The 20,996-nt window shown below is 41.4% G+C and carries 22 protein-coding genes and 1 pseudogene; 14 read left to right on the forward strand and 9 right to left on the reverse strand.

Going from position 1 to position 20,996, the window contains the following annotated elements; all coding sequences use genetic code 11:
• From IM496_RS22620 to IM496_RS04945, 3 genes and pseudogenes are all read left to right on the forward strand, one after another.
• A pseudogene (locus IM496_RS22620) lies at positions 1-100 on the forward strand (IS200/IS605 family transposase); the annotation flags it as partial.
• Between the two features lie 279 nt (positions 101-379).
• Positions 380-637 (forward strand): type II toxin-antitoxin system HicA family toxin, encoded by a 258-nt coding sequence (locus IM496_RS04940; protein ID WP_194017201.1) that lies wholly within the window; start codon positions 380-382, stop codon positions 635-637.
• Entirely contained in the window at positions 612-833 is a 222-nt protein-coding gene (locus tag IM496_RS04945) for a type II toxin-antitoxin system HicB family antitoxin (protein WP_190723128.1), read from the forward strand. Before IM496_RS04940 ends, IM496_RS04945 begins: the two co-directional genes overlap by 26 nt.
• A gap of 75 nt (positions 834-908) precedes the next feature.
• Here the strand turns inward: IM496_RS04945 and IM496_RS04950 are convergent, their stop codons facing one another.
• The 5 genes from IM496_RS04950 to IM496_RS04970 all read right to left on the reverse strand — a co-directional run bounded on the left by IM496_RS04950 (position 909) and on the right by IM496_RS04970 (position 5,984).
• The gene (locus IM496_RS04950) at positions 909-2,285 is read right to left on the reverse strand and encodes an MlaD family protein (protein WP_194017198.1); all 1,377 of its coding nucleotides are present in this window, start codon (positions 2,283-2,285) and stop codon (positions 909-911) included.
• 534 nt (positions 2,286-2,819) lie between these two features.
• The gene (locus tag IM496_RS04955) at positions 2,820-3,599 is read right to left on the reverse strand and encodes an ABC transporter ATP-binding protein (protein ID WP_080601625.1); all 780 of its coding nucleotides are present in this window, start codon (positions 3,597-3,599) and stop codon (positions 2,820-2,822) included.
• Positions 3,600-3,626: 27 nt separating this feature from the next.
• A complete protein-coding gene (locus tag IM496_RS04960; protein ID WP_287661428.1) occupies positions 3,627-4,259 on the reverse strand; it encodes a 2OG-Fe(II) oxygenase in 633 nt (210 codons plus the stop codon).
• Between the two features lie 223 nt (positions 4,260-4,482).
• A complete protein-coding gene (locus IM496_RS04965; RefSeq protein WP_287661406.1) occupies positions 4,483-5,421 on the reverse strand; it encodes a DNA-methyltransferase in 939 nt (312 codons plus the stop codon).
• Positions 5,418-5,984: a restriction endonuclease gene (locus IM496_RS04970; protein ID WP_287661408.1), complete on the reverse strand. Its 567-nt coding sequence runs from the start codon at positions 5,982-5,984 to the stop codon at positions 5,418-5,420. Before IM496_RS04970 ends, IM496_RS04965 begins: the two co-directional genes overlap by 4 nt.
• 225 nt (positions 5,985-6,209) lie before the next feature.
• Here IM496_RS04970 and pheT point away from each other — a divergent pair, with 225 nt between their 5' ends.
• Entirely contained in the window at positions 6,210-8,645 is a 2,436-nt protein-coding gene (gene pheT, locus IM496_RS04975) for a phenylalanine--tRNA ligase subunit beta (RefSeq protein ID WP_287661410.1), read from the forward strand.
• A gap of 370 nt (positions 8,646-9,015) precedes the next feature.
• Here the strand turns inward: pheT and IM496_RS04980 are convergent, their stop codons facing one another.
• Positions 9,016-10,350, reverse strand: a complete 1,335-nt coding sequence (locus tag IM496_RS04980) for a helix-turn-helix domain-containing protein (protein WP_287661413.1) — start codon at positions 10,348-10,350, stop codon at positions 9,016-9,018.
• Between the two features lie 246 nt (positions 10,351-10,596).
• On the opposite strand from IM496_RS04980, the gene IM496_RS04985 reads away from it, so the two are divergent.
• The 5 genes from IM496_RS04985 to IM496_RS05005 all read left to right on the forward strand — a co-directional run bounded on the left by IM496_RS04985 (position 10,597) and on the right by IM496_RS05005 (position 12,935).
• The gene (locus tag IM496_RS04985; protein ID WP_002754073.1) at positions 10,597-10,782 is read left to right on the forward strand and encodes a hypothetical protein; all 186 of its coding nucleotides are present in this window, start codon (positions 10,597-10,599) and stop codon (positions 10,780-10,782) included.
• Positions 10,783-11,445: a GTPase family protein gene (locus IM496_RS04990; protein WP_002754064.1), complete on the forward strand. Its 663-nt coding sequence runs from the start codon at positions 10,783-10,785 to the stop codon at positions 11,443-11,445.
• Between the two features lie 5 nt (positions 11,446-11,450).
• Positions 11,451-12,284 (forward strand): GTPase, encoded by an 834-nt coding sequence (locus IM496_RS04995; protein ID WP_287661417.1) that lies wholly within the window; start codon positions 11,451-11,453, stop codon positions 12,282-12,284.
• Between the two features lie 240 nt (positions 12,285-12,524).
• Entirely contained in the window at positions 12,525-12,719 is a 195-nt protein-coding gene (locus IM496_RS05000; protein ID WP_287661419.1) for a hypothetical protein, read from the forward strand.
• A gap of 21 nt (positions 12,720-12,740) precedes the next feature.
• Positions 12,741-12,935: a hypothetical protein gene (locus IM496_RS05005; RefSeq protein ID WP_002790891.1), complete on the forward strand. Its 195-nt coding sequence runs from the start codon at positions 12,741-12,743 to the stop codon at positions 12,933-12,935.
• Positions 12,936-13,355: 420 nt separating this feature from the next.
• On the opposite strand, the gene IM496_RS05010 is transcribed toward IM496_RS05005, so the two are convergent.
• Entirely contained in the window at positions 13,356-13,691 is a 336-nt protein-coding gene (locus tag IM496_RS05010) for a DUF5615 family PIN-like protein (protein WP_036402436.1), read from the reverse strand.
• Positions 13,675-13,998: a DUF433 domain-containing protein gene (locus IM496_RS05015; protein ID WP_002802877.1), complete on the reverse strand. Its 324-nt coding sequence runs from the start codon at positions 13,996-13,998 to the stop codon at positions 13,675-13,677. Before IM496_RS05015 ends, IM496_RS05010 begins: the two co-directional genes overlap by 17 nt.
• 282 nt (positions 13,999-14,280) lie before the next feature.
• Between IM496_RS05015 and IM496_RS05020 the strand changes: the two genes are divergently transcribed.
• On the forward strand, positions 14,281-14,544 hold the full coding sequence (locus IM496_RS05020; protein ID WP_002776938.1) for a type II toxin-antitoxin system HicB family antitoxin: 264 nt from the start codon (positions 14,281-14,283) through the stop codon (positions 14,542-14,544).
• Positions 14,537-14,776, forward strand: coding sequence for a type II toxin-antitoxin system HicA family toxin (locus tag IM496_RS05025; RefSeq protein ID WP_287661421.1), 240 nt, complete (start codon positions 14,537-14,539; stop codon positions 14,774-14,776). The genes IM496_RS05020 and IM496_RS05025 overlap by 8 nt, the downstream gene beginning before the upstream one ends.
• Before the next feature lie 504 nt (positions 14,777-15,280).
• On the opposite strand, the gene IM496_RS05030 is transcribed toward IM496_RS05025, so the two are convergent.
• Entirely contained in the window at positions 15,281-17,701 is a 2,421-nt protein-coding gene (locus tag IM496_RS05030; RefSeq protein WP_287661423.1) for a phosphoketolase family protein, read from the reverse strand.
• 549 nt (positions 17,702-18,250) lie between these two features.
• Here IM496_RS05030 and gap point away from each other — a divergent pair.
• The 3 genes from gap to ygfZ all read left to right on the forward strand — a co-directional run bounded on the left by gap (position 18,251) and on the right by ygfZ (position 20,796).
• Positions 18,251-19,285, forward strand: a complete 1,035-nt coding sequence (gene gap / locus IM496_RS05035; RefSeq protein ID WP_287661425.1) for a type I glyceraldehyde-3-phosphate dehydrogenase — start codon at positions 18,251-18,253, stop codon at positions 19,283-19,285.
• 135 nt (positions 19,286-19,420) lie between these two features.
• The gene (locus IM496_RS05040) at positions 19,421-19,789 is read left to right on the forward strand and encodes a hypothetical protein (RefSeq protein ID WP_002740015.1); all 369 of its coding nucleotides are present in this window, start codon (positions 19,421-19,423) and stop codon (positions 19,787-19,789) included.
• Positions 19,786-20,796 carry a CAF17-like 4Fe-4S cluster assembly/insertion protein YgfZ gene (ygfZ, locus tag IM496_RS05045; protein ID WP_194014391.1) on the forward strand — a complete coding sequence of 337 codons (1,011 nt, stop codon included), beginning with the start codon at positions 19,786-19,788 and terminating at the stop codon, positions 20,794-20,796. The genes IM496_RS05040 and ygfZ overlap by 4 nt, the downstream gene beginning before the upstream one ends.
• Positions 20,797-20,996: the final 200 nt, after the last annotated feature.

A 20,996-nucleotide genomic window follows, 5' to 3' on the forward strand; every position in this document is an offset into this window, starting at 1 on the left:
AGGAAAGCATGGGGATGAAGGTATGATAGCGAGATATGTAAAAGAACAAGATAAAGAATACCTGCAGCTACACCAAAATCTACAATTGAGTCTATTTTGATTCTGATACCCCGTCCGCTTGCGGCGGGGTAGTTCATTTGATCGTTTAAGAAAAGCAAAAATTAAAAAGGAGCAGGAGTATTTACAAAAAGCATGAAAATTCGGTTTTTGCTGGATGAAAATTTATCTCCTAATCTCAAAACGATTGTAAGTAGTCGTGCCAAATTAATTGCCATTTTTGAGATAACTCTTGCAAGCTGATGGCTGACTGCGATGTATAAATGCGATCTCCTTCTTTTAACTTTAAGCTAAAATAGATTGAGTTCGTTGTGATCGATCGATGGGAAAAAAAGAAAAACTGCTAGAAAAGGCCAAAAACTCGCCTCAAGGACTACGTTTTAGCGAATTTGAGAGTTTGCTTAATCTTTGTGGTTGGACTTTTGACCATCAAACAGGAAGTCATCACATTTGGTATTCATCCAAGAGAGTCCGTCTATCTATTCAACCGACAAAAAACGGTGAAGCGAAAGCTTATCAAGTTAAACAATTTTTAAAAATACAGGAGGAAGAAAATGAATCCAACCACCGAGGATTTTAACGGTTTTAGCATTAATATCTTCCAAGATGAGGAGAGAGATTGGATAGCATACTTAGTAGAAATGCCTAGCGTTTCCGCTTTTGCTGATAGCCCCCAAACAGCACTCAATGAATTAATTGTAGCTTGGGAAGGCGTTAAAGAAAGTTATCGTCAACATGGTGAAGAAATTCCTCATTTAGCTATGACAAAAAATTAGGCACACTAGCTGGGTCTTGAAAAATTTAGTACAAATGATCGGACTTTTTTTCCCAACCCCTAACCCCAAATTCTGCTACTCAGATTCAGGTTTCTTAGGGTCTTTTTCTGGGGTATTAGGGGCGGGATTTGGGGCTATTGTCGCAATTTGGGCGGCCATTCTTGTCATTGCTTGACCTTGGGCGAATTCCTGCTGTAGTTGTTCGCTAGAAGAAACCAAACGACTTAAACCTTGAATTAAACGGATAATTTCCTGTCGCAGTTGCGGATTACCGGTAATTTCATCCACATCGGAGGTGATTTTCTGAAGATTGGCAAAAGCAGCGCGAGAGGAGTCGAGGAGTTGCTGTAGGGTGACAACAGTGGCAGGATCGGAGAGATAGGCGGTAAAGTTACCCAAATTTTCACTTAATTTAACAGCATTTGCCGAAATAGTGTTTAAATTATCGATAATTTGGCTTTTCTGCACTTCCGTCAGGATGGGATCCAAAGCAGCGAGAGTAGTTTGTAGGCGATCGCTAGTAGTTTTGATACTATCGAGAGTGGCAATTAAACGATTTTGATTAGCTGCCAAAAAAACCCGCAGTTCTTCGGTGGTTTCTCCCACCAAAAGCAGCGTTTTTCGGGCCTCCACTAGGGTAGCGTCTAAATTTCTCAGGCCGCCACTTCCCTGTAAACTTTTCAGTAAAGTAGTCGCTTCCTGACTCAATCCCCCGACACCGGAAAGATCACTAGAAAGGCGATCAAGGGAACCGGATACTTGCGGTAAGGATTCCAGGGATCTCATCCCCGAATTAACTTTACCTAGAGTACCGCTGCGACGAACCTCGCTTAAAGCGGTGGTTGCCTCACCACTAAAGCGATCGAGTCCCCCCAAGGCATTGGCAGCGCGTTGGGTAAAAGAACGAAATCCGGCCACCATATCGGGATCGCTAACTAGATTAGAAATTCTCAGTAAAGATCTGATCAAGGTATTGACATTTAGCGCCGATTGCCCTTGTAAACGGGAACCGTTACAGATAATCACCTCCCCATTGCAGTTAGGACTCAAAGGGGGTTCTTTAACACCACCGACGGGTAAAGCTTGCAGGGGAGTAATATCGATCGTGGTTTCACCCACTAAACCGGATTGAATGGCTTCGATGAGGGAATTACTGGGAATTAGGCGATCTGCTGGCGAAATCTCCACTTCTACGGCGACTCCCTCCGGTTCTGGGGTAATTGCCGTCACTTGCCCGATTCTCACTCCCCGATAACCGACGCGGGTTCCCACCATCATGCCACCCACATTAGGAAAAAGGAAGCTGGCTCGATAACTGCGTCCCCCGAAGCTAAAATTACTTAACCAGGCGACAAACCAGATTAATATTCCCCCCGATGTCAGTAACATTAAACCGATACCACTTTGCCGCAGAGTTGGGGAAATCCCTCGTTGTGAACCGCCAGCTTCCATAAATAATTACTCCTCGTCTCTAAAAAGTATCTTACAGGAGAAATCGGGGGATTTCAGTGATCAGCTTCTGAAGGCAAGAGTCAAGGAGTCAGTATTCAGGAGTCAGTATTCAGTATTCAGGAGTCAGGAGTCGGGAGATAGGAGTCAGTATTCAGTATTCAGGAGTTGGGAGTGAGGATTCAGTATTCAGGAGTTGGGAGTGAGGATTCAGTATTCAGGATTCAGGATTCAGGAGTCAGGAGTCAGGAGTCAGGAGTCAGGAGATTATTTTTATTTATTCTCCCCACTTCCCCCCGCAACGCGCACGCAGTGACCACCCCACACCCCACACCCCACTTCCCCATCACCCCACACCCCACACCCCACACCCCACACCCCACTTCCCCATCACCCCACTTCCCCATCACCCCACTTCCCCATCACCCCACTTCCCCATCACCCCACTTCCCCATCACCCCACACCCCACACCCCACACCCCACACCCCACACCCCACACCCCACTTCCCATCACCCCACTTCCCTCAATTGGCAGTTTACTGAATTGGTCCATCGATACTGCCGGTAAAAAATTGCTTGAGTACGGGGATTTCGGAGTGATAAGCCTCTTGAGTCGGTCCAACCCATTGAAATTGACCTTTATAGAGAAAAACGATGCGATCGGTGGTATTTTCGATGGTGCTGTGGACGTGGGTGACAATGAGATGGGCCCCACAGGCTTTTTTTACCTTGAGAAGTTCCATAATTACCGTCTGGATGCGGGTAGAAGCGACGGGATCGAGTCCGGCAGTGGGTTCATCGTACAGGAGAATGTTCGCTCGATCGGCGGCGATCGAGGGATCGCTGATAATTGCTCTGGCTAAACTGACGCGTTTTCGCATCCCTCCGGATATTTCAGAGGGATAGAGGTCGTAGGAACCGGACATTCCCACTAAATCGAGTTTTTCTTCCACTAAATCGCGGATTTCGGCTCGTTTTAGCTTTGAGTGGCGATAGAGAGCAAAACCGACATTTTCCCCGACGGTGAGGGAGTCAAAAAGGGCCGATTGTTGGAAAACTAGACCAACACCGAGGGGATCTTCCCCCTGTTCTACGGTTCTCTGCCGTTTTGTGCCGTAGATGTACACTTCTCCTCGATCGGGGGCCAGTAATCCGGCGACTAAGCGTAAAATCGTCGATTTTCCCGTCCCGGACGGACCGATCACGCCGATCGCTTCCCCTTCGTACACTTTCAGATCGACGTTATTTAAGATTACTTTCTTGCCGAAAGCTTTGGTTACTCCCCTTAATTCGACGATCGGTTCGCGCATCACCATCTAGAATATCTTTACAAAAATCCCCTTTTATTGTAGAGCAACGACCCGATCTTTCTTTTTTTTCTTTTCTGGTTTTATGGTTCGCGATTCTATCTGCATTTCGGGAATCTCTCGCAATTCTTCGGCATCTAAACGATATTGTTCGCAGACAAGACTCAGACGAATACCGGAACAGCTAACGGGATTAACTGAATGGGTGAGATCTCCTTGAAAGAGGATCAAGGTGTTAGTACAAGGACGAATCTGGGCCACGGAACGATTGCCTGTTGCTAGTACCAGTTCCCCCCCTTGAATATCCCTAGGAACCTGCACATAAAGGACGCTAACTAGGAGCGGAGGATCGATCGTTTTACAATAGGAGCGCAGGGAGCGATCGATATGGGGATCGACGCGTGAACCGGTTTGTAGGAGTAAGGGATTAAGATAAAAAGCGTTGCAGTCAGCTTGTAAACTGCGATCGAGATAGGGTTTAAAATAGGGAAACATTCGTGCAACTTCGCTGATTTGTGTGCGTCGAAAAGCGATGGAAAAGCCTTTGGTTTTAACGAAATCTCGATTTAAATTGTTAACTGTGAAGTGGGGACAAGCGAGAATCTGTCCTTGTAGTTCGCTCAGATAACTGGGAGTGAAAGCGTCGGGATATTGGGAATAGTAAGGCACGGATAGAATCGCAACGGTATGGCAATCTTTAGGATAGCTTGTTTTTAGGGGAGATGGGGATAATTTTCCCAGAAGTGTTCTGTCTGTGTGTATTTTAAGATAAGAGTTATTAAGAATGATGTTCTGATCGAAAGCTTGACTAACTCTCCTTAATTCTCCGAGGGATTTATTGTCGAGCCGATTTTCTACCCTAGCGGTTGTTATTGTTAACTTTTTAGATTGACTAATCAAATACCTCAAATTCTTGTCCGATCTTGCCAAAATATTCCCCCAAACGTTGTTGAATGATATTAATATACTGATCTTCAATTTCAATACCAATAGTCTGATAACCTAATTCTAGAGCGGCAATTAAAGTTGTACCCGTTCCGGCAAAAGGATCGAGAACTATATGACTGTTATCCTGTGGTAGAAATAACTCGAGCAGTTTTCTAATCAATGATAAAGGTTTAATCGTACAATGCTCATCAAAATTTTCATCCCGTCCTTTAGAAAAGCCCTCTAAAATATTGGATTGAAAAGAGCCGTCACTTAGTATAGCTTTGAAGGGACCTAATCCAGTCATTTGTATAGTTTCAATATAATTGTTTTTTAGAGGCTTCTGCACAATAACTATAGCTTCCCATTCATTTCTCAAGCAAGTATGCCAACCTTGCCATTGTTGAGCATTAGTGTCACCAATTTTGTCAAGTTTTTTCTCAATATTTAATCCTTTGGGAATGCCTGAATGTCGTCTATAAACCAGCACATCTCTAGCATAAAAACCGGCATTTTCAAGAGCAATCTGAATATGAGCCAGTGTTCTTGTGCTACTAAAAACAGCGACAACAGCCCCCCTTTTACAAACACGCATTAGTTCCTTTGACCAATCTGTTGCCCATTCAATATAATTGACCACATTTTCGCGATTGCGTTGATACCAACGCTGATTACGAACCCCACCAGCTAACCCACTTCCATAGGGAATATTTTTTACCAGTGTGGAACTGTTTTGAATGCGTTCTCTGCGTCTTTGGATTTCATCATGATCCCAATTTCTGCCAATGAACTCATAATTATAGGGTGGATCTGTGATCACACAAGATATACTAGATTCTTCTAGTAAAGTGAGAAGTTCTCTACAATCACCGTGCAGAAGTTGCCATCTTTTTGAGATATTCATCGGGCAATATAAAACTCCTGTGTTTCATAAAATTTATCAAAAGCTTTCAGCAAATCGAACCCACTGCGCTCAAGTATATAATCAAAACTTTCTTCGCCCTGTAAAACCTTCCAGCCACCGACACGACAAGCTTTAATCGATGCTCGTAAGTTATCCTCTCGCGCAATCAGTAAAATAGGTCTAAATTTTCTGTCCTGTAATAGTTTTCCATACTGTTTAAACTTTTTAAGTGTGCCAGAATCTCCTGAACCAATTCTATATTTAGTATCAATGGCATCTCTACCTAAAATGCAGTCACAGGGTTCATCATCTGCAATCTTTAAAGCCGGTTGATAATCTAAACAATTAGCCTTAAAAACTTCTGTCACCAGACGTTGCCAACACATTCCTAGTTCCCTGCCCCAATACTGACGATTTTCCCTTTTTAAACTAGGAGTAATTCCAAATACCCTCATAAGCGGATCATAATCATCATTTTCTTCTCCATAGATTTTGTCACTAAAAGAACTTTGGTATTGTCTCAAAATTCCGTTGAGTAGGTTTTCTATTTGATCGGGTGGCATAAATAATCCTTTTTGATATAGATAGCTAACTACTGATTATCTCCCCAAATTATCGGTAATCTGTTCAAAGATAATATCACCCCTGGCCAAGGAAAATGATCGGTTATTTACACAGGCCTTCCATCTTGCCCCTAACATTCTAACAGCCGATCGGCCCTAATCTCTAAATCATTGACTACCCACGGTTTACAATAGTTAAGAACCAACGGCAAGCAAGAATTAACGATGCGGATTTCGATCAACTGGTTACGAGAATTAGTCAAAATAGCCCAATCTCCCGAAGAATTAGCCGAATTATTGACAATTGCGGGAATAGAAGTGGAAGAGATCGAGGATCGCCGAGAATGGGCAAAGGGTGTGGTTATTGGTAAAATTATCGATCGCCAACCACATCCCAATGCGGATAAATTAAGTGTCTGTCAGGTGGATATCGGTCAGGAAAACCCTAGTACAATTGTCTGTGGTGCGCCCAATGCTAGGGCTGATATTCTAGTTCCCGTGGCTACTTTGGGAACTCATTTACCAAAAATCAATTTAACGATTAAACCGGCTAAATTGCGCGGGGTAAAATCGGAAGGGATGATCTGTTCCCTCGCAGAATTAGGATTAACTAAAGATTCTGAAGGAATCCACATTTTTAGCCAGGAAAATCTCCCTTTAGGTACAGATGTTCGTCCCCTTTTAGGACTCGATGAGGTGATTTTAGATATTTCTCCCACCGCTAACCGCGCCGATGCTTTGAGTATGATCGGAGTCGCGCGGGAAGTGGCAGCTTTGACAGGAGGAGAATTAAGCCTACCAAAAGTGAAATTAGGTGAATTTTCCCCTAAAAAAGATTTAACGCTGGAAATATCAGAAAATAAAGCTTGTCCTGCTTATATTGGTACGGTGATCGAGGGGGTAAAAATTGGCCCATCTCCGCTATGGTTGCAACAGCGTTTACAGGCTGCCGGATTGCGATCGATCAATAATGTGGTCGATATTACTAATTATGTACTTTTGGAGTGGGGACAACCCTTACACGCTTTCGATCGCGATCGTTTACAAAGTTTTGCCGGAGGTAAATCCGTTACTATTGGGGTCCGTTTTGCCGAGGAAGGGGAAAAAATTATTACTCTTGATGGTCAGGAAAGAAGCTTAAAAGAGGTTAATTTATTAATTACTGCCAATAATAAGCCGGTAGCTTTAGCGGGAGTGATGGGAGGTCAAGATACGGAAGTTAACGAGGAAACCGTTAATCTTGTGCTAGAGTCGGCTTTATTCGATCCGATCGCCATCCGTCGTTCCTCAAAAGCGCAGGGTTTACGCAGCGAATCTTCCGGACGCTATGAACGCGGTGTTAATCCCGCCGCTTTGGAATATGCTTGTCAAAGGGCGATCGATTTGATTCTAGAGTTAGCTGGGGGAACTGTCAGCAGTCAGGTTAAAGCTGATTATCGTGCCGATCAGTCCAGTCGTTCGATCGAATTGCGTTTAGAACGTTTACAGCAGCTACTGGGTCAAGTTACCCTAGATAACGGTGCGATCGGTGAAATTCTCGCCGAAGATGTGGAACGGATTTTAGGCAATTTAGGCTGTGAATTACAGTTAACCTCAAAAAATCCTGTTCTGTGGACTGTGACAGTGCCAGACTACCGTTATCGGGATTTAGAACGGGAAATTGACTTAATTGAAGAAGTAGCGCGACTGTACGGATATGATCGCTTTGTCGATACTTTGCCAGCAAAAACCGCAGCCGGAGGATTATCCTTTGAGGAAACTATACAGCGTCGGGTGCGGGAAGCTTTTCGCGCAGTGGGTTTGACGGAATTAGTCCAGTATTCCCTAGTTAAACCGGAATTAGCGGAAGTTGTCCTCGCTAATCCCCTTTTTGTCGAGTATTCTGCTTTGCGGACTAATCTCCTAGACGGTTTAATCGAAGCGTTTGAGTATAATCAGTCTCAGGGTAACGGTTCCTTAAATGGCTTCGAGATCGGGCGAGTTTTCCGCTTAGAATCGGATAATATCAACGAATACGATGCAATTGCCGGTATTTTCGGCGGTGATTTCTTCCCGGCCGGACGTTGGCTGCGATCGGGTAAAGAGGTGGCCATGACTTGGTATGAAGCAAAAGGGATTTTAGAAGCAGTATTCGATCGCCTTTCGCTGACGGTAAGCTATGAAAAAGATGCCGAAGATGCGCGTTTTCATCCCGGACGAACAGCCTCTTTATGGATTGGCAAACAACGCCTAGGTATATTCGGTCAACTACACCCGCAATTGCGTCAGCAAAAGGGATTAATTGAGGCAGTTTATGCCTTTGAAATCCAGTTCCCGATCCTGTTAGCAACTCTTAGCGATAGTGCCAAAATTACCCCGCGTTTACAGGTCTATTCTACCTATCCGGGGGCGGCACGAGATATCGCCTTCTTTGTTTCTACAGATATACCCGTAGATAGATTGACAAAAACTATCAAAAATGCTGGGGGAACTCTTTTAGAAAAAGTCGAATTATTCGATCGCTATCAGGGGCAGAATGTGCCAGAAAATCATTGTAGTTTGGCCTTTAGTTTAGTCTATCGTGCCGGCGATCGAACTTTAACCGATGAAGAGGTGGAACCCTTAATGACAAAAGTGCGAGAAGCTTTAGTTAAACAGTTCCAAGTTTCTTTAAGAAGTTAAATTCAGCGATCAGTTAACAGTTATCAGACATCGACTTTATAAGTAGGTAGGCGTTAAAAATTATCAGATGCCCCCCTTATCAAGGGAGATCCCCCCGCCTACCGGCACCCCCCTTATCAAGGGGGGCAGGGGGGATCAAACCCCCCTTATCAAGGGGGGCAGGGGGGATCAAACCCCCCTTATCAAGGGGGGCAGGGGGGATCGAACCTAAAATCCATTTTTAATTTAATTATAACCAGCCATTTATTATCTCAAGAATAATCTCACACATCGCTATCAATATCGCTGATTGCCTCTAATGATTACCAATCAGTTTAAGAGGTTGGAAGGGTTCTTTTTTAGACTCGATCTCCTCTAAAAAATATTACAATCAATCACTTTTGATATACGCTTTAAAAATAGATGATAATTGAAATCGGTTTTGCTCCCTTTGAATTAAATAACGTTGTTGCAAGGATTGTAAACCATTGATTAAATCACTAGCAGATAAATCTAGGTTATTTTTTAACTCCTCTCTAGATAAAGGTTGATCAACTTTACTTAATTCTAAGGCGATTTGTTGGGCAAGGGGAGAACAGCGACCAAAAATTTGTTTTAAATGAGACTGCATTTTTTTTGTAATAACTAAGCTATTTTCTGCCAAGAAATCGTTAACCTTGCCATCAAAAACATCTTTAATCAAAACGGCAATATCGGTTAAATAAAAAGGATTACCTTCGTATAATTGAATTAATTCTAACCATCTTTCCCCATCTTGTAAACCTTTATTTTCAAGAAAATCAATCGCTTCAAATCCTGATAATTCTAAGCATTGAATAGGAGAATTTTCTTGATTAAGATAGTTCATTTCCGCAGATTTTTCTTGACTAATGAGAATAAAATGGCTCTGGTGTTGGATTTCTGCAATCAGTTTTAAAAAATGTTGATAACTACTATATTCAGGTTGATAATTACCCGCCATTTGACCAACAGCAAAAAGATTTTGAAAATCATCTAAGACGATTAAACATTTATGATTGCTTAGAACTTCTAACAATTGCTGGATTTTATTATCGGTGCTTTCTTTCGGTTCTTTTTGGCAAGTATTCAATAAATCATTTAGCCATAAATCTAAAGACTTAGGAAATTTTAAACTTTTCCAAATCACCACTTCAAATTGTTCTAAATTGAGATCAATAAATCTTTTAACTAGGGTGGTTTTTCCTATTCCCCATAATCCCAAAACAGCAATTAAGCGAGTATTTTGCTTAAACACCCAGTTCGAGATTGTTGCCAGTTCATTTTCTCGATCGTAAAAGTCAATAATTTGAGGAGCAAGGGTTAGATCATGATATGTCTGAGAATATTGAGAGTTTATCTCTCTATTTTTGTCATCTTTATTGAGTTGATTAAAAATCTGAGAGCAAAAATTAAAATTTTGATTTATTTCAACAATTTGTGATGATTTAATCTTCATTCTTTCTATGGTAGAACGAAAATTAGATTTTCTTATTTCTTCCCCAAAAGCATCCGATAAAAGCTTCCATAATTTAGCACCTTCCTCTCTAATATGAGTCTCACTGCGGTGATATTCGTTACCTATTTCTTGATAACTCTGTCCTTGCCAACTCCCTTCAAAAATAGCCTTCTGGATAGTATTTAGCGGCTTTTTATCTCGCTCAATAAGGCGTTCGTCAATCAGTTGTAAGACTTCCGTGATATTCATACAATCGACACAGCAAAAGACTTTTGGGTATTATAGCCCAACTAAATCCCACTTTTTCCAATTTTTAGAAAAATTTACCCGACAAAACTCCCGATAAAATCCGATGTTTAGGGGTTGTCACTTTTTGGAAGCGTTTGGCATGATGGAATGTAGTTAAGCAAAACAGACCTAAAACTAACCACATCTAACTCAGCGACGCTAGTTCTAAGTATTATTGCTTATGTCTCAGTTTAACGTAGGTATTTTATGACGAAGTTCGTTTTAGACAAATATGCGCTCGATTCTAAAAAATCAGAAGCTAAGGCAAAAATCGTCGGTTCATTGGGTTCAAATGCCTCAATTTCAGGGGATCAGATAGAAGTCCCCAGTTATGACGCGAGTAAAGTGGTTCAGATTTTAAGTCAAGTTGGTATCAAGTATTCGGGGGGTTAAATGACAGAAATAACTACCCTCTCACAAAGCTCAGAAACTGTGGGCGGTGAAGAGATGACTATTCTGTTCTTTGGGAAATGCGGTGTTGGGAAAAGTAGCACTCTCAATAAGCTGTTTAATTTAAACTGGGCCACAGATGATGCTGTTGCCTGTACCAAAGAACCCCAATGGACTTATCTCGATTTATCTCATCCTGACTATAGCGGCCTATCCTACAAACAAATAAGGGTAGTTGATATGCCCGGAATTGGGGAGAGCTTGTCAGCGGATGAAACCTATCTTCCTTTCTACAAAGAATGGATCCCTAAAACTGATTCCTTGGTTTGGGTTACACAGGCAGATACCAGAGCCTACAAGCGAGATCAAATTTTTTTATTGAAGTTATCTCCGCTCTTCAGACGATCTTTGTCTTTGACTATTGCCCTTAATAAAATAGATTATCTAGGAATCGACGAAGGGCAGAAACCTTTTAATACAGATGAAGGTATTCCATCAGAAGATCAACTGAAGCGACTTCCAGAAAAAATTGACGATATTTACAGTATCTTCAGTTCTGTGGTTTCTCAACACCTAACTTTTGAAAGACATCAAATCATTCCCTACACATCTATTCATGAGTGGGGTTTACAAGATTTAAAAACCAAAATTCTTACCAGGAGCTAAAAGCTATGTTTGGACTCAGAAAAAATAAAGCCCCAATTCGTTTAGTCGTGGGACTTAATCAAGTTGATAAAATGATTCCGAATGCTTGGAATGAGCGTATGAATATGCCCGAGGAAAGGGCGGCAAATGAAATTGCAAGAAAATGCAATGATTTAACTAAACTTTTAACAAAATATGCCGAAATTTCAACTGATAATATCGAGTATTATTCGGCATTGAAGCGTTATCGCCTCCTTCCGTTGTTAACAAAAATTATTAGCAATGCTTATGCTGGCTTCAAGCTAGATAATGTACAACCTGCTGACCCTTTTGAATTAGCCGATCCTGAAGTTAAGGCTTTTGCGGATCAACAGCGTCGGGAACGCGAGGCTAAAAAGTCTGGTAGAACACCAACAGATAAAGATCGAATGTTTGAAGAAATGAAGAAAATTCTTTCAGAAGATGATCTAAATCTAGTCTTGGATAAATTCAGACAAGAACGCTCCCTCCCTCCAAAAGTTGCTATTTTTGGCAAAGCGGGAGTTGGTAAAACGACTACAATTAATAGCTTATTTAATGCTAAGTGGAAAACAAGCCATACGATTGTGGGAACTACGTCGGCTCAAATGAAAGAATTTGAGTTATCTACAGGAGGTACTCTTAGTGTAGTTGATTTACCCGGATATGGTCGCAGTCTAGCAGAAGATCGCGAATATGAAAAAATCTATCAAGATACAATTCCTTCCTGTGATCTAGTTCTTCTAATCGTACAAGCAGATGCAAAAGATTTAGCAGACGATGAAGAAATGATTGTCAAAGTCGCTGAATGGCTCAAAGACGCACCTACACCACAACGTTAGAAGTTAGAAAAGAGTATTTTATGGCGTTAACACCAGAGGAAAAGCAACGAATTATTGATGAACTTGATCGACTTGACCAAGCAGAATCAAGAAAAGTTTTATCTTCACAATCGTCCTTTATAAATTGGCTAAAGGTTATTTTGTATGCCATCTACTTGATTTTGATACAAGACCCCAATTTTCTGAAGAAACTATTTTCTTTTATAGTTATGACCTGTTTATGAATTTAGTGGAGATCAAATGGCACTAACACCAAAAGAAAAACAATGGGTTCTTGAGGCTCTTGGTAATGCAGATGAACAAGAAAAGAAGAAAGCTTTGAAAAGCCATGAATCGTTTGGCAATTGGCTTAGTAGAAATTTATATGAGATTTATCTCAAAATCAAAGATTTTTTACAAAGCTTATGGCAATCAATTCGTGACTTTTTTTCATAAATCTGAATTCATGGAGACACTATGGCACTAAGTGATCGCGAAAAACAAACTGTAATTGACTATTTAGACAGCTTAGATGATGCACTTAAAGCAATCATTTTAGCTTCTCTTGAAGCTTTTGCCGAATGGCTTTCAAACACTCTATACTCAATCTATTTGAAAATTAAGGATGGTCTTCGTAGTCTGTGGCAATCTATTCGTAACTTTTTTTCATAGTGTGTTAACTGACCAAAAACTTTAGCTGACCTTTTAAAGGAGTAAACAAAATGAATCCTTTCCATCACAGTCAGATGAACAAAGAGAGAAATCCTCTATGCCCGAACTGTCGTCAAGAATTAACTGTCCGAGTTACTTGGTTCGGTGGGACAAAGCTTATCTGTCGAGGTAGTGTACTCAGCGAGTATTTTGATGTTAACGGCAATTGTTATGATGTAAACACAAAAGAGCTTAAAAAAGTTTCATATGATTTGATTTAATAAGGAAAGACTAAAAATTTGTTCTCTCAAAGAAGCGGAAAAGAAAGCTCGCAACCGTGTTAATGCGTGGACATCGGCCGCTGTAGCCGTAGTGCGATCGCTTTTTTATCGGGTGCATTAACAGAGTATAATGCGCCTTATTTATTATTGTGTCTAATCTTTACAAAAACTCAATCTTTTTATACATATATTGAGGTTCTAAACATTCCCAAATTAAGACTAAATCACTGATAATTTTTCCAATTGGCTGACGTTGTTGGCGAGTGTAAATAATGCCACAATGTTCAATACCTGTAGAGGCCAAACTAAGAAAATCATCATCAAAAGTAAAAATGACTCGTTGTTGGGACAAAGCATAAGCTAGTTGTCTTTCATCAGATGCACCAATTAGACCCTCTTCTGGGGATGTTGTGACATCAACTCCCCGCATTCTCAAGCCGTTTGCAATAGCATTACTAACACTTTCATCCAGATTAAATTTAATCTTGACTGGCATTTTCACCCTGTAATATTTTCTCAATTAAAGATGGTTTGTTTCCTTGTAGTTGTTTAGCAAAAGTTTCTCCTGCTTCAATTTGTCGTCTAATTTCTTCTCGATTGTCATGGTAATAGGTCAAGGCCGCATAAACATCTGCTAGGGTAATAGTAGGATGGTGATAAATAATTTCATCTGGTGACATTCCCATTCTTTCATGCCAAATTACAATATCTTGAACTTTAATTCGATGTCCAGCAATACGAGGTTTTCCACCACAGATACCAGGAGTGATTTCAATATGTTGTGAGATAACTAAAGATGACATAATTACTTGCCAATAAGATCAATCAATCCTTGTTATTATACCATTTTTTCCCAGTAAGGCAACATCAGTGCGATCTCGAAGATATTCGCAAAGCAGCACGCTGATTTTTTTAGGGTGCATTAACAAAGTATAATGCGCCTTATTTGTTGTCTATTGATGAAGTGATCCAAAGACATTAATTCGAGGGATTGAGGTAAGGGCAGTTTGTTGGGTTGATTTTGCGTTAAAATTAAGCTGGAGTAAATTCTAATCCCCGATTAAAATTTCAACGGAACAATCATCATGAACTTTTATACCGTTATTCTGAGAAAAAGTGCAAATTATTGGGTTTCATTATGTCTTGAAAATGGATTAGTTGGACAAGGAGAAACTCAGGAAAAAGCTATTGAGAAACTAAAAGAAGCGATTGAATCTTTTTGGGAGATTTATCATGATCAAGCCAATATATATACCAGTCCTATTCCTATAGACGAACTTCATGAATTTTTAACTGTGGGAGATTCTGAAACTCCCGAAACTTACGAACTCAGAAAAGTTTATGCCTAAAAATATTTCTTCTCTTAAACCCAAAGCACTAATCAAAATTCTTGAAAAAGGAGGCTGTCAATTTTATCGAGAAGGAAAAGGTGATCATCGTTTATATTGTAGAGTATTGTATAATCAACGTCGAATCGTTCCTATCGATATAGGTGCAAAAGAAATGTCCCCTGCTTATGTTTTACGAATTTTTAGACAATTTGGTTTTACAGATGAAGAAATAGAACATTTATTAAAATAGATGATTGAATGCGTTTTTTCAAAGGAAGAAATTATCTATTCTAGTACGCTTTATCTTAATTTTATTTCCAAGAGCTAAAATAAAGTGATAGCTACTTTTTTAAGGTACATTAACACAAGAGTAAAACCCTCGATTGCTTGTTATAAATTGATTTAATGATTAATTTTCACCCAGTCATCGTCGATAAATTAGCCTCCCTTAAAAACAGGTAAAGTGACTATCACCATTTTGCGTAATTTTTCGCTCTGGTAATGAACTTTTGATTATGAAATGATCCAAATTTGAGGAGAATTTGCCATCTCAATTGTTAAGATTTCGTAATTATTCTGATTGACTGGTATCACCTAAAATACCCATGCGGATCACAAAATTGTCCAATTGTCAACAGCTTTTGAGATGCTCTCACCCTGTAGAAAATCAAGAATATTTTTTAGGTGGAATAGGAAGATGAAATTTATCGGTAAACTAATAAATTATCATCACCTAAACCACTTTCTAGCCTAATTAATAAGGCCATTTCCAGTTAGTAATCTCGTCCTTATCGATACCATTGGTAAAAGCATAATCGAGATTATCGATAATAGCATTTTTCATTCGTTCTTTCACATGACCAGCAGCAGAACCTAATTTCGGCACGCGATCAATGACATCAATTACTAGATGAAAACGATCAACTTGGTTACGAATCGCTAATTCTAGGGGAGTATTAATATTCCCTTCTTCTTTGTAACCGCGCACATGAATACGTTCTTGATTGCTGCGACGGTAGGTAAGTTTATGAATCAGCCAAGGATAACCGTGGAAATTAAAGATAATTGGCTTATCAGTGGTAAATAAACTATCAAAATCCCGTTCCGATAAACCATGGGGGTGTTCACTTTCCGACTGTAATTTAAACAGATCAACCACGTTGATAAAGCGAACTTTTAAGTAAGGGAATTCCTCCCGCAGAATTGCCGTTGCTGCTAAAGATTCTTTAGTGATAATATCCCCACAGCAAGCCATAATTACATCCGGTTCATCGGGATTCGTTCCATCATCATCGTTACTTGCCCAATCCCAAATACCGATACCTTTGGTGCAGTGTTTAATTGCTTCCTCGATAGTCAAGTATTGCAGGTGTTTCTGTTTATCAGCAACGATAATATTAGTGTAATCCTTGCTCTTGAGACAGTGATTAGCCACACTTAATAAACAATTCCCATCAGGGGGAAGATAAACCCGCACCACGTCGGCACTTTTATTGGTTACTAAATCGATAAAACCGGGGTCTTGGTGACTAAAACCATTGTGATCCTGCCGCCAAACTACCGAGGATAATAACAGATTCCAAGAGGAAACAGAAGCACGCCAAGGCACATGATTTTTGCAGATATCGAGCCATTTAGCGTGTTGGTTGAACATGGAATCAATAACGTGGGCAAAAGCCTCGTAGGAGTGAAATAAACCGTGACGACCGGATAATAAATAACCCTCTAACCAACCGACTAAAGTATGTTCACTCAGCATCTCCATCACACGACCATCGGGAGATAATTGGCTACCATCTAAATCCTCTGGATAGGTATCAGCTAACCAAGCTTTTTTAGTCACTTCATAGAGAGCCGCTAAACGATTAGAAGCAGTTTCATCGGGACCAAAAACGCGAAAATTAGTCATATTATTTCGCATTACATCCCGCAAAAATACCCCCATCACTCCCGTGTTTTCTGCTTCCACTTGGCCCGGGTGGGTGACATCTACGGCATACTGACGAAAATCGGGCATTTTTAGGTCTTTCCGCACCAATCCGCCGTTAGCGTGCGGGTTAGCACTCATGCGACGATGACCCCTAGGAGCCAGTTCTTTAAATTCTGGCTTAAATTTACCCGTGGTATAGTCAAATAATTCCTCCGGGTTATAGCTTTTCATCCACTCCTCTAATTTTCTCAAGTGTTCGGGGTTTTCCTGCATGGCACCCATGGGGACTTGGTGAGCGCGCCAGAATCCTTCCACTTTATGACCATCAACATTTTTCGGACCTGTCCAACCCTTGGGAGACCGGAGGATAATCATCGGCCAGGGGTAACGTTTAGCAATACCCGTGCTGCGAGCTTCCTGTTGATAGGAGCGAATCTGATTGATACAGTGTTCTAGGGTAGCGGCCATTTTTTGATGGCAGTGCATGAGGTCTTCATCTTCCTTACATTCGACGATGTAGGGAGTGTAACCGTAACCGACAAAGAGACTTTCTAACTCGTGGGTCGAAATACGGGAGAGAATGGTGGGATTAGCGATTTTATAACCGTTTAAGTTTAAAATTGGCAGTACCGCACCATCGCGAATCGGGTTAAGGAATTTATTCGAGTGCCATGCGGTGGCAAGGGGACCGGTTTCAGCTTCCCCATCACCCACCACCACGGCCGTAATTAGGTCGGGATTGTCAAAAACAGAACCGTAGGCATGGGAAACACTATAACCCAGTTCACCGCCCTCATGGATAGAACCGGGGGTTTCGGGGGTGACGTGACTGCCGATGTGACCGGGAAAAGAAAATTGTTTAAAGAATTTTTGTAATCCTTCCTCGTCTTCACTTTTATCGGGGTAAATTTCCGAATAGGTTCCTTCTAGATAAACCGGACCGAGTACCCCCGGCGCCCCATGGCCAGGACCGGCCATAAAAATCATATCGAGGTCGTATTTTTTGATTAAACGGTTGAGGTGAACGTAGGTAAAACTTAAGGCCGGACTTGCTCCCCAGTGACCGAGCAAACGATACTTAACGTGTTCGGGTTTAAGATGTTCTTTGAGCAGGGGATTATCGCGCAGATAAATCATACCTACAGCTAAATAGTTACAAGCGCGCCAATAGGCATGGGTTTTGTAGAGTTCGTCTTGAGAAAGGGGATTTTGCTCTGTTAAGGGTCTTTCTGGTGCGGATACCATGAATATTTCTCCAATATCTATGAACGATGAGATTAAGAGAGTTGATAGACAATTTCTCCATCGAGAGGGTTAACCCTCGGTCAGTTTTCAAACTGTAATCAAGAGTCTAACCTTTCGGAGCGTAAAAAACTATTAAAATAAGCTATATTTTGCCAATCCGGCTAGGGGAATTTATGTCAGTCGGGCAGGGTTTTTAAATGGCTTTTAAAGGAAAATTAATGTCTTCTTAACTTAGGTATCAATCATTCTCAGAAAGCTTTTAATGATTTTTTAATGTCAACTTTTCCCAAAAGGCTATATAATCAGACTGTCGTTGGTCGGCCAAGGCCTAATCCGGTTTTCTCGATGCCGGTGGCGGGGAGGACTAGGGTAGAAAATTTATTATTTTTTATCTTGGAAGCACTGAAACTTAAAATCTTTCTATACTTCATCTAGCGATCAATAAAAGCTGATTAGCATATATAGTGATTCTCTACAGGCTAATCAATTCTCGGATTGTTTTTTCTTGATCGTGCCTAAGCTTATCGCAGCTGCAAAGGAGTTTTTTTCATGACAAAAGTAAGAGTCGCCATCAACGGATTTGGTCGTATCGGTCGCCTCGTTTTTAGGGCCGGTATCCAAAATCCTGATTTCGAGTTTGTTGGTATCAATGATCTCGTCCCCCCCGATAATATTGCCTATCTGCTCAAATACGACTCCACCCACGGACGTTTTCAGGGTACGGTAGAAGCGAAAGAAGATGGCATCGTCGTGGATGGTAAGTTTATCCCCTGTTACTCGATTAAAGACCCCGCTCAACTGCCCTGGGGTGCCACCGGGGCCGATTATGTGGTCGAGTCCACCGGTTTATTTACCACCGCCGAAGGAGCAGGAAAACACCTACAAGCAGGGGCCAAACGGGTGGTTATCTCCGCACCCACCAAAGATCCCGACAAGATTCGTACTATTGTACTAGGCGTTAACGATAATGAATACGATCCCGCTAAGGATCTGATCGTCTCTAACGCTAGTTGTACCACCAATTGTTTAGCCCCGATCACCAAAGTTATTAACGATAACTTCGGACTAGCAGAAGGATTAATGACCACGGTACACTCGATGACCGCCACTCAACCCACCGTGGATGGTCCATCGAAAAAAGATTGGCGCGGTGGTCGCGGCGCTGGTCAAAATATTATCCCCTCCTCCACGGGGGCAGCCAAAGCAGTAACCCTAGTTATTCCTTCCCTAAAAGGCAAATTAACCGGTATGGCTTTCCGTGTGCCAACTCCCAACGTTTCGGCGGTGGATTTAACCTTTAAAACCGAAAAAGCCACCAGTTACGAGGAAATCTGCGCCGCTATGAAAGCCGCCAGCGAAGGACCGATGAAAGGTATCCTCGGTTACACCGATGAGGAAGTGGTATCGAGTGACTTTATCACTGACCCCCGTTCCAGTATCTTTGATGCTAAAGCTGGCATTCAACTTAATGCCAATTTCTTTAAGGTCGTCTCTTGGTACGATAACGAATGGGGTTACTCCTGCCGGATGTTAGACCTGATGAAAATGATGGCAGCTAAGGAAGCAGCCCTAGTAACAGCCTAAATCAGTTATCAGTTATCAGTAAACAGTAACCAGTAATCAGTAAACAGTAAACAGTAACCAGTGAAAAAACAGCACTGTTAATGCCGTTATCACTTAATCCTCAAATCTGATAACTGATAACTGATAACTGATAAGATGAATCCAAAATTTAAAGATATTATCGCTTGGGAACAGGCACAATTGTTAATGCAGCCGGCATTTATTCGGGTGCTGGATAATCTGCGTAAACAGTTAGAAAATTCCCTCTGGAAAGGAACTTATACAGAAATTCAAGATCCCTATCCCAGTTATCTGCTCTGTTTGACTTATCTCGATCGCTCCGTTACTGTAAATATTTGGGAACTTTGTTTTCAAGTCTGTTTTCTTGATTATCCCACCGATGAAGGAGAGAGCGTCACCATCGATACCAGTCTCCTCGACCCCACCGGTGAACTGGATTGGCAGAGTTTGGAAACGAAAACCGAGCGCATTATTAACCGATTATTCGCTAATTTACCCCAATGAAAGCAGATTTAGACACGATCAAGGCAGAGTATGCCGCTAATTTTCTCAAAGATTACCACAATGATCCCCAAAGTTTAGCATCCCAAACAATTTTAATCGATCGCTCCGATTGGGGTTTATTAGAATTAAAAGGCCAGGATCGACTGCGTTTTCTCCACAATCAAACCAGTAACGCGATTGATCGCCTGAAACCGGGTCAGGGTTGTGAGACAATTTTCCTTAACTCTACCGGTCGTACCCTCGATTTTGTCACGGTTTACGCTGGCGATGATTCCCTCCTCATCCTCGTTTCTCCCCAACGTCGTCAATTTTTACTGGAATTGATTGATCGCTATATTTTCCCCTTCGATAAGGTGGAAATTAGCGACTTAACCGATAATTTTGGCATTTTCAACCTAATCGGTACTGAAAGCGGGCAATACCTGCAAAAAATCGCCGTTCTAGAGCAGATTTTAACGGGGGTGCAGCATACTCATTATCTCCTTTCTGACCCCCCCCTGAGAGTGGCCGTCGGCACTGGCTTAGATCTACCCGGATATACTTTAATCGTTGCCGCCGCCGAAGCGGGTTCTCTCTGGGAAAATTTAATTAAAAATGGCGTTACTCCCGCCGATGAACAGGTGTGGGAATACCTGAGAATCCATCAGGGACGACCGGCAGTCGATCGAGAATTAACCGAAGATTATAACCCTTTAGAGGCCGGTTTGTGGCGAGCGATCGTCTTTGATAAAGGTTGTTATATTGGTCAAGAAACTATCGCCCGTCTCAACACCTATAAAGGCGTAAAACAAAGACTTTGGGGCATAAAACTCAGCCAACCCGTCCCCAGCAATACCCCGATTATTTTAGAAGGGCAAAAAGTCGGTTTACTCACCAGTGTGCTGGAGGATTTTGGCTTGGGTTATGTGAAAACAAAAGCGGGAGGAGAGGGTTTAAAAGTGCAAATCGGCGAGGCAACAGGAGAATTAACCCCTTTACCCTTCCTCTCTCACGAATACCCCTGTTAGTGAACAGTAATACTTAAGTAGGTAGGCGTTAAAAATTATCAGATGCCCCCCTTATTATAACTATCCCTTATAGGGATCTTTCTTAACAATTTTTGCAGTAAGCACTCCAACCCTTATCCTGACTTGATTTCAGTTTTTTCTTTGTCAGTAAGGGTGTCAACAAGGAATATTACAAATTGTTAACCGAGTCTTGAAAGCCT

This window comes from Microcystis sp. M049S2, from assembly GCF_020245625.1.
GTDB lineage: Bacteria > Cyanobacteriota > Cyanobacteriia > Cyanobacteriales > Microcystaceae > Microcystis > Microcystis ichthyoblabe_A.

Coding starts and splice junctions, on each gene's coding strand:
- IM496_RS04990 (WP_002754064.1), top strand. CDS start 10,783: ATGACAGAAATAACTACCCTCTCACAAAGCTCAGAAACTGTGGGCGGT.
- IM496_RS05025 (WP_287661421.1), top strand. CDS start 14,537: ATGCCTAAAAATATTTCTTCTCTTAAACCCAAAGCACTAATCAAAATT.
- IM496_RS04945 (WP_190723128.1), top strand. CDS start 612: ATGAATCCAACCACCGAGGATTTTAACGGTTTTAGCATTAATATCTTC.
- IM496_RS05005 (WP_002790891.1), top strand. CDS start 12,741: ATGGCACTAAGTGATCGCGAAAAACAAACTGTAATTGACTATTTAGAC.
- IM496_RS05040 (WP_002740015.1), top strand. CDS start 19,421: ATGAATCCAAAATTTAAAGATATTATCGCTTGGGAACAGGCACAATTG.
- IM496_RS04955 (WP_080601625.1), bottom strand. CDS start 3,599: ATGGTGATGCGCGAACCGATCGTCGAATTAAGGGGAGTAACCAAAGCT.
- IM496_RS05020 (WP_002776938.1), top strand. CDS start 14,281: ATGAACTTTTATACCGTTATTCTGAGAAAAAGTGCAAATTATTGGGTT.
- gap (WP_287661425.1), top strand. CDS start 18,251: ATGACAAAAGTAAGAGTCGCCATCAACGGATTTGGTCGTATCGGTCGC.
- IM496_RS04940 (WP_194017201.1), top strand. CDS start 380: ATGGGAAAAAAAGAAAAACTGCTAGAAAAGGCCAAAAACTCGCCTCAA.
- IM496_RS04965 (WP_287661406.1), bottom strand. CDS start 5,421: ATGAATATCTCAAAAAGATGGCAACTTCTGCACGGTGATTGTAGAGAA.
- IM496_RS05015 (WP_002802877.1), bottom strand. CDS start 13,998: ATGTCATCTTTAGTTATCTCACAACATATTGAAATCACTCCTGGTATC.
- IM496_RS04980 (WP_287661413.1), bottom strand. CDS start 10,350: ATGAATATCACGGAAGTCTTACAACTGATTGACGAACGCCTTATTGAG.
- IM496_RS04950 (WP_194017198.1), bottom strand. CDS start 2,285: ATGGAAGCTGGCGGTTCACAACGAGGGATTTCCCCAACTCTGCGGCAA.
- IM496_RS05030 (WP_287661423.1), bottom strand. CDS start 17,701: ATGGTATCCGCACCAGAAAGACCCTTAACAGAGCAAAATCCCCTTTCT.
- IM496_RS05000 (WP_287661419.1), top strand. CDS start 12,525: ATGGCACTAACACCAAAAGAAAAACAATGGGTTCTTGAGGCTCTTGGT.
- IM496_RS04985 (WP_002754073.1), top strand. CDS start 10,597: ATGACGAAGTTCGTTTTAGACAAATATGCGCTCGATTCTAAAAAATCA.
- IM496_RS05010 (WP_036402436.1), bottom strand. CDS start 13,691: ATGCCAGTCAAGATTAAATTTAATCTGGATGAAAGTGTTAGTAATGCT.
- pheT (WP_287661410.1), top strand. CDS start 6,210: ATGCGGATTTCGATCAACTGGTTACGAGAATTAGTCAAAATAGCCCAA.
- IM496_RS04970 (WP_287661408.1), bottom strand. CDS start 5,984: ATGCCACCCGATCAAATAGAAAACCTACTCAACGGAATTTTGAGACAA.
- IM496_RS04995 (WP_287661417.1), top strand. CDS start 11,451: ATGTTTGGACTCAGAAAAAATAAAGCCCCAATTCGTTTAGTCGTGGGA.
- ygfZ (WP_194014391.1), top strand. CDS start 19,786: ATGAAAGCAGATTTAGACACGATCAAGGCAGAGTATGCCGCTAATTTT.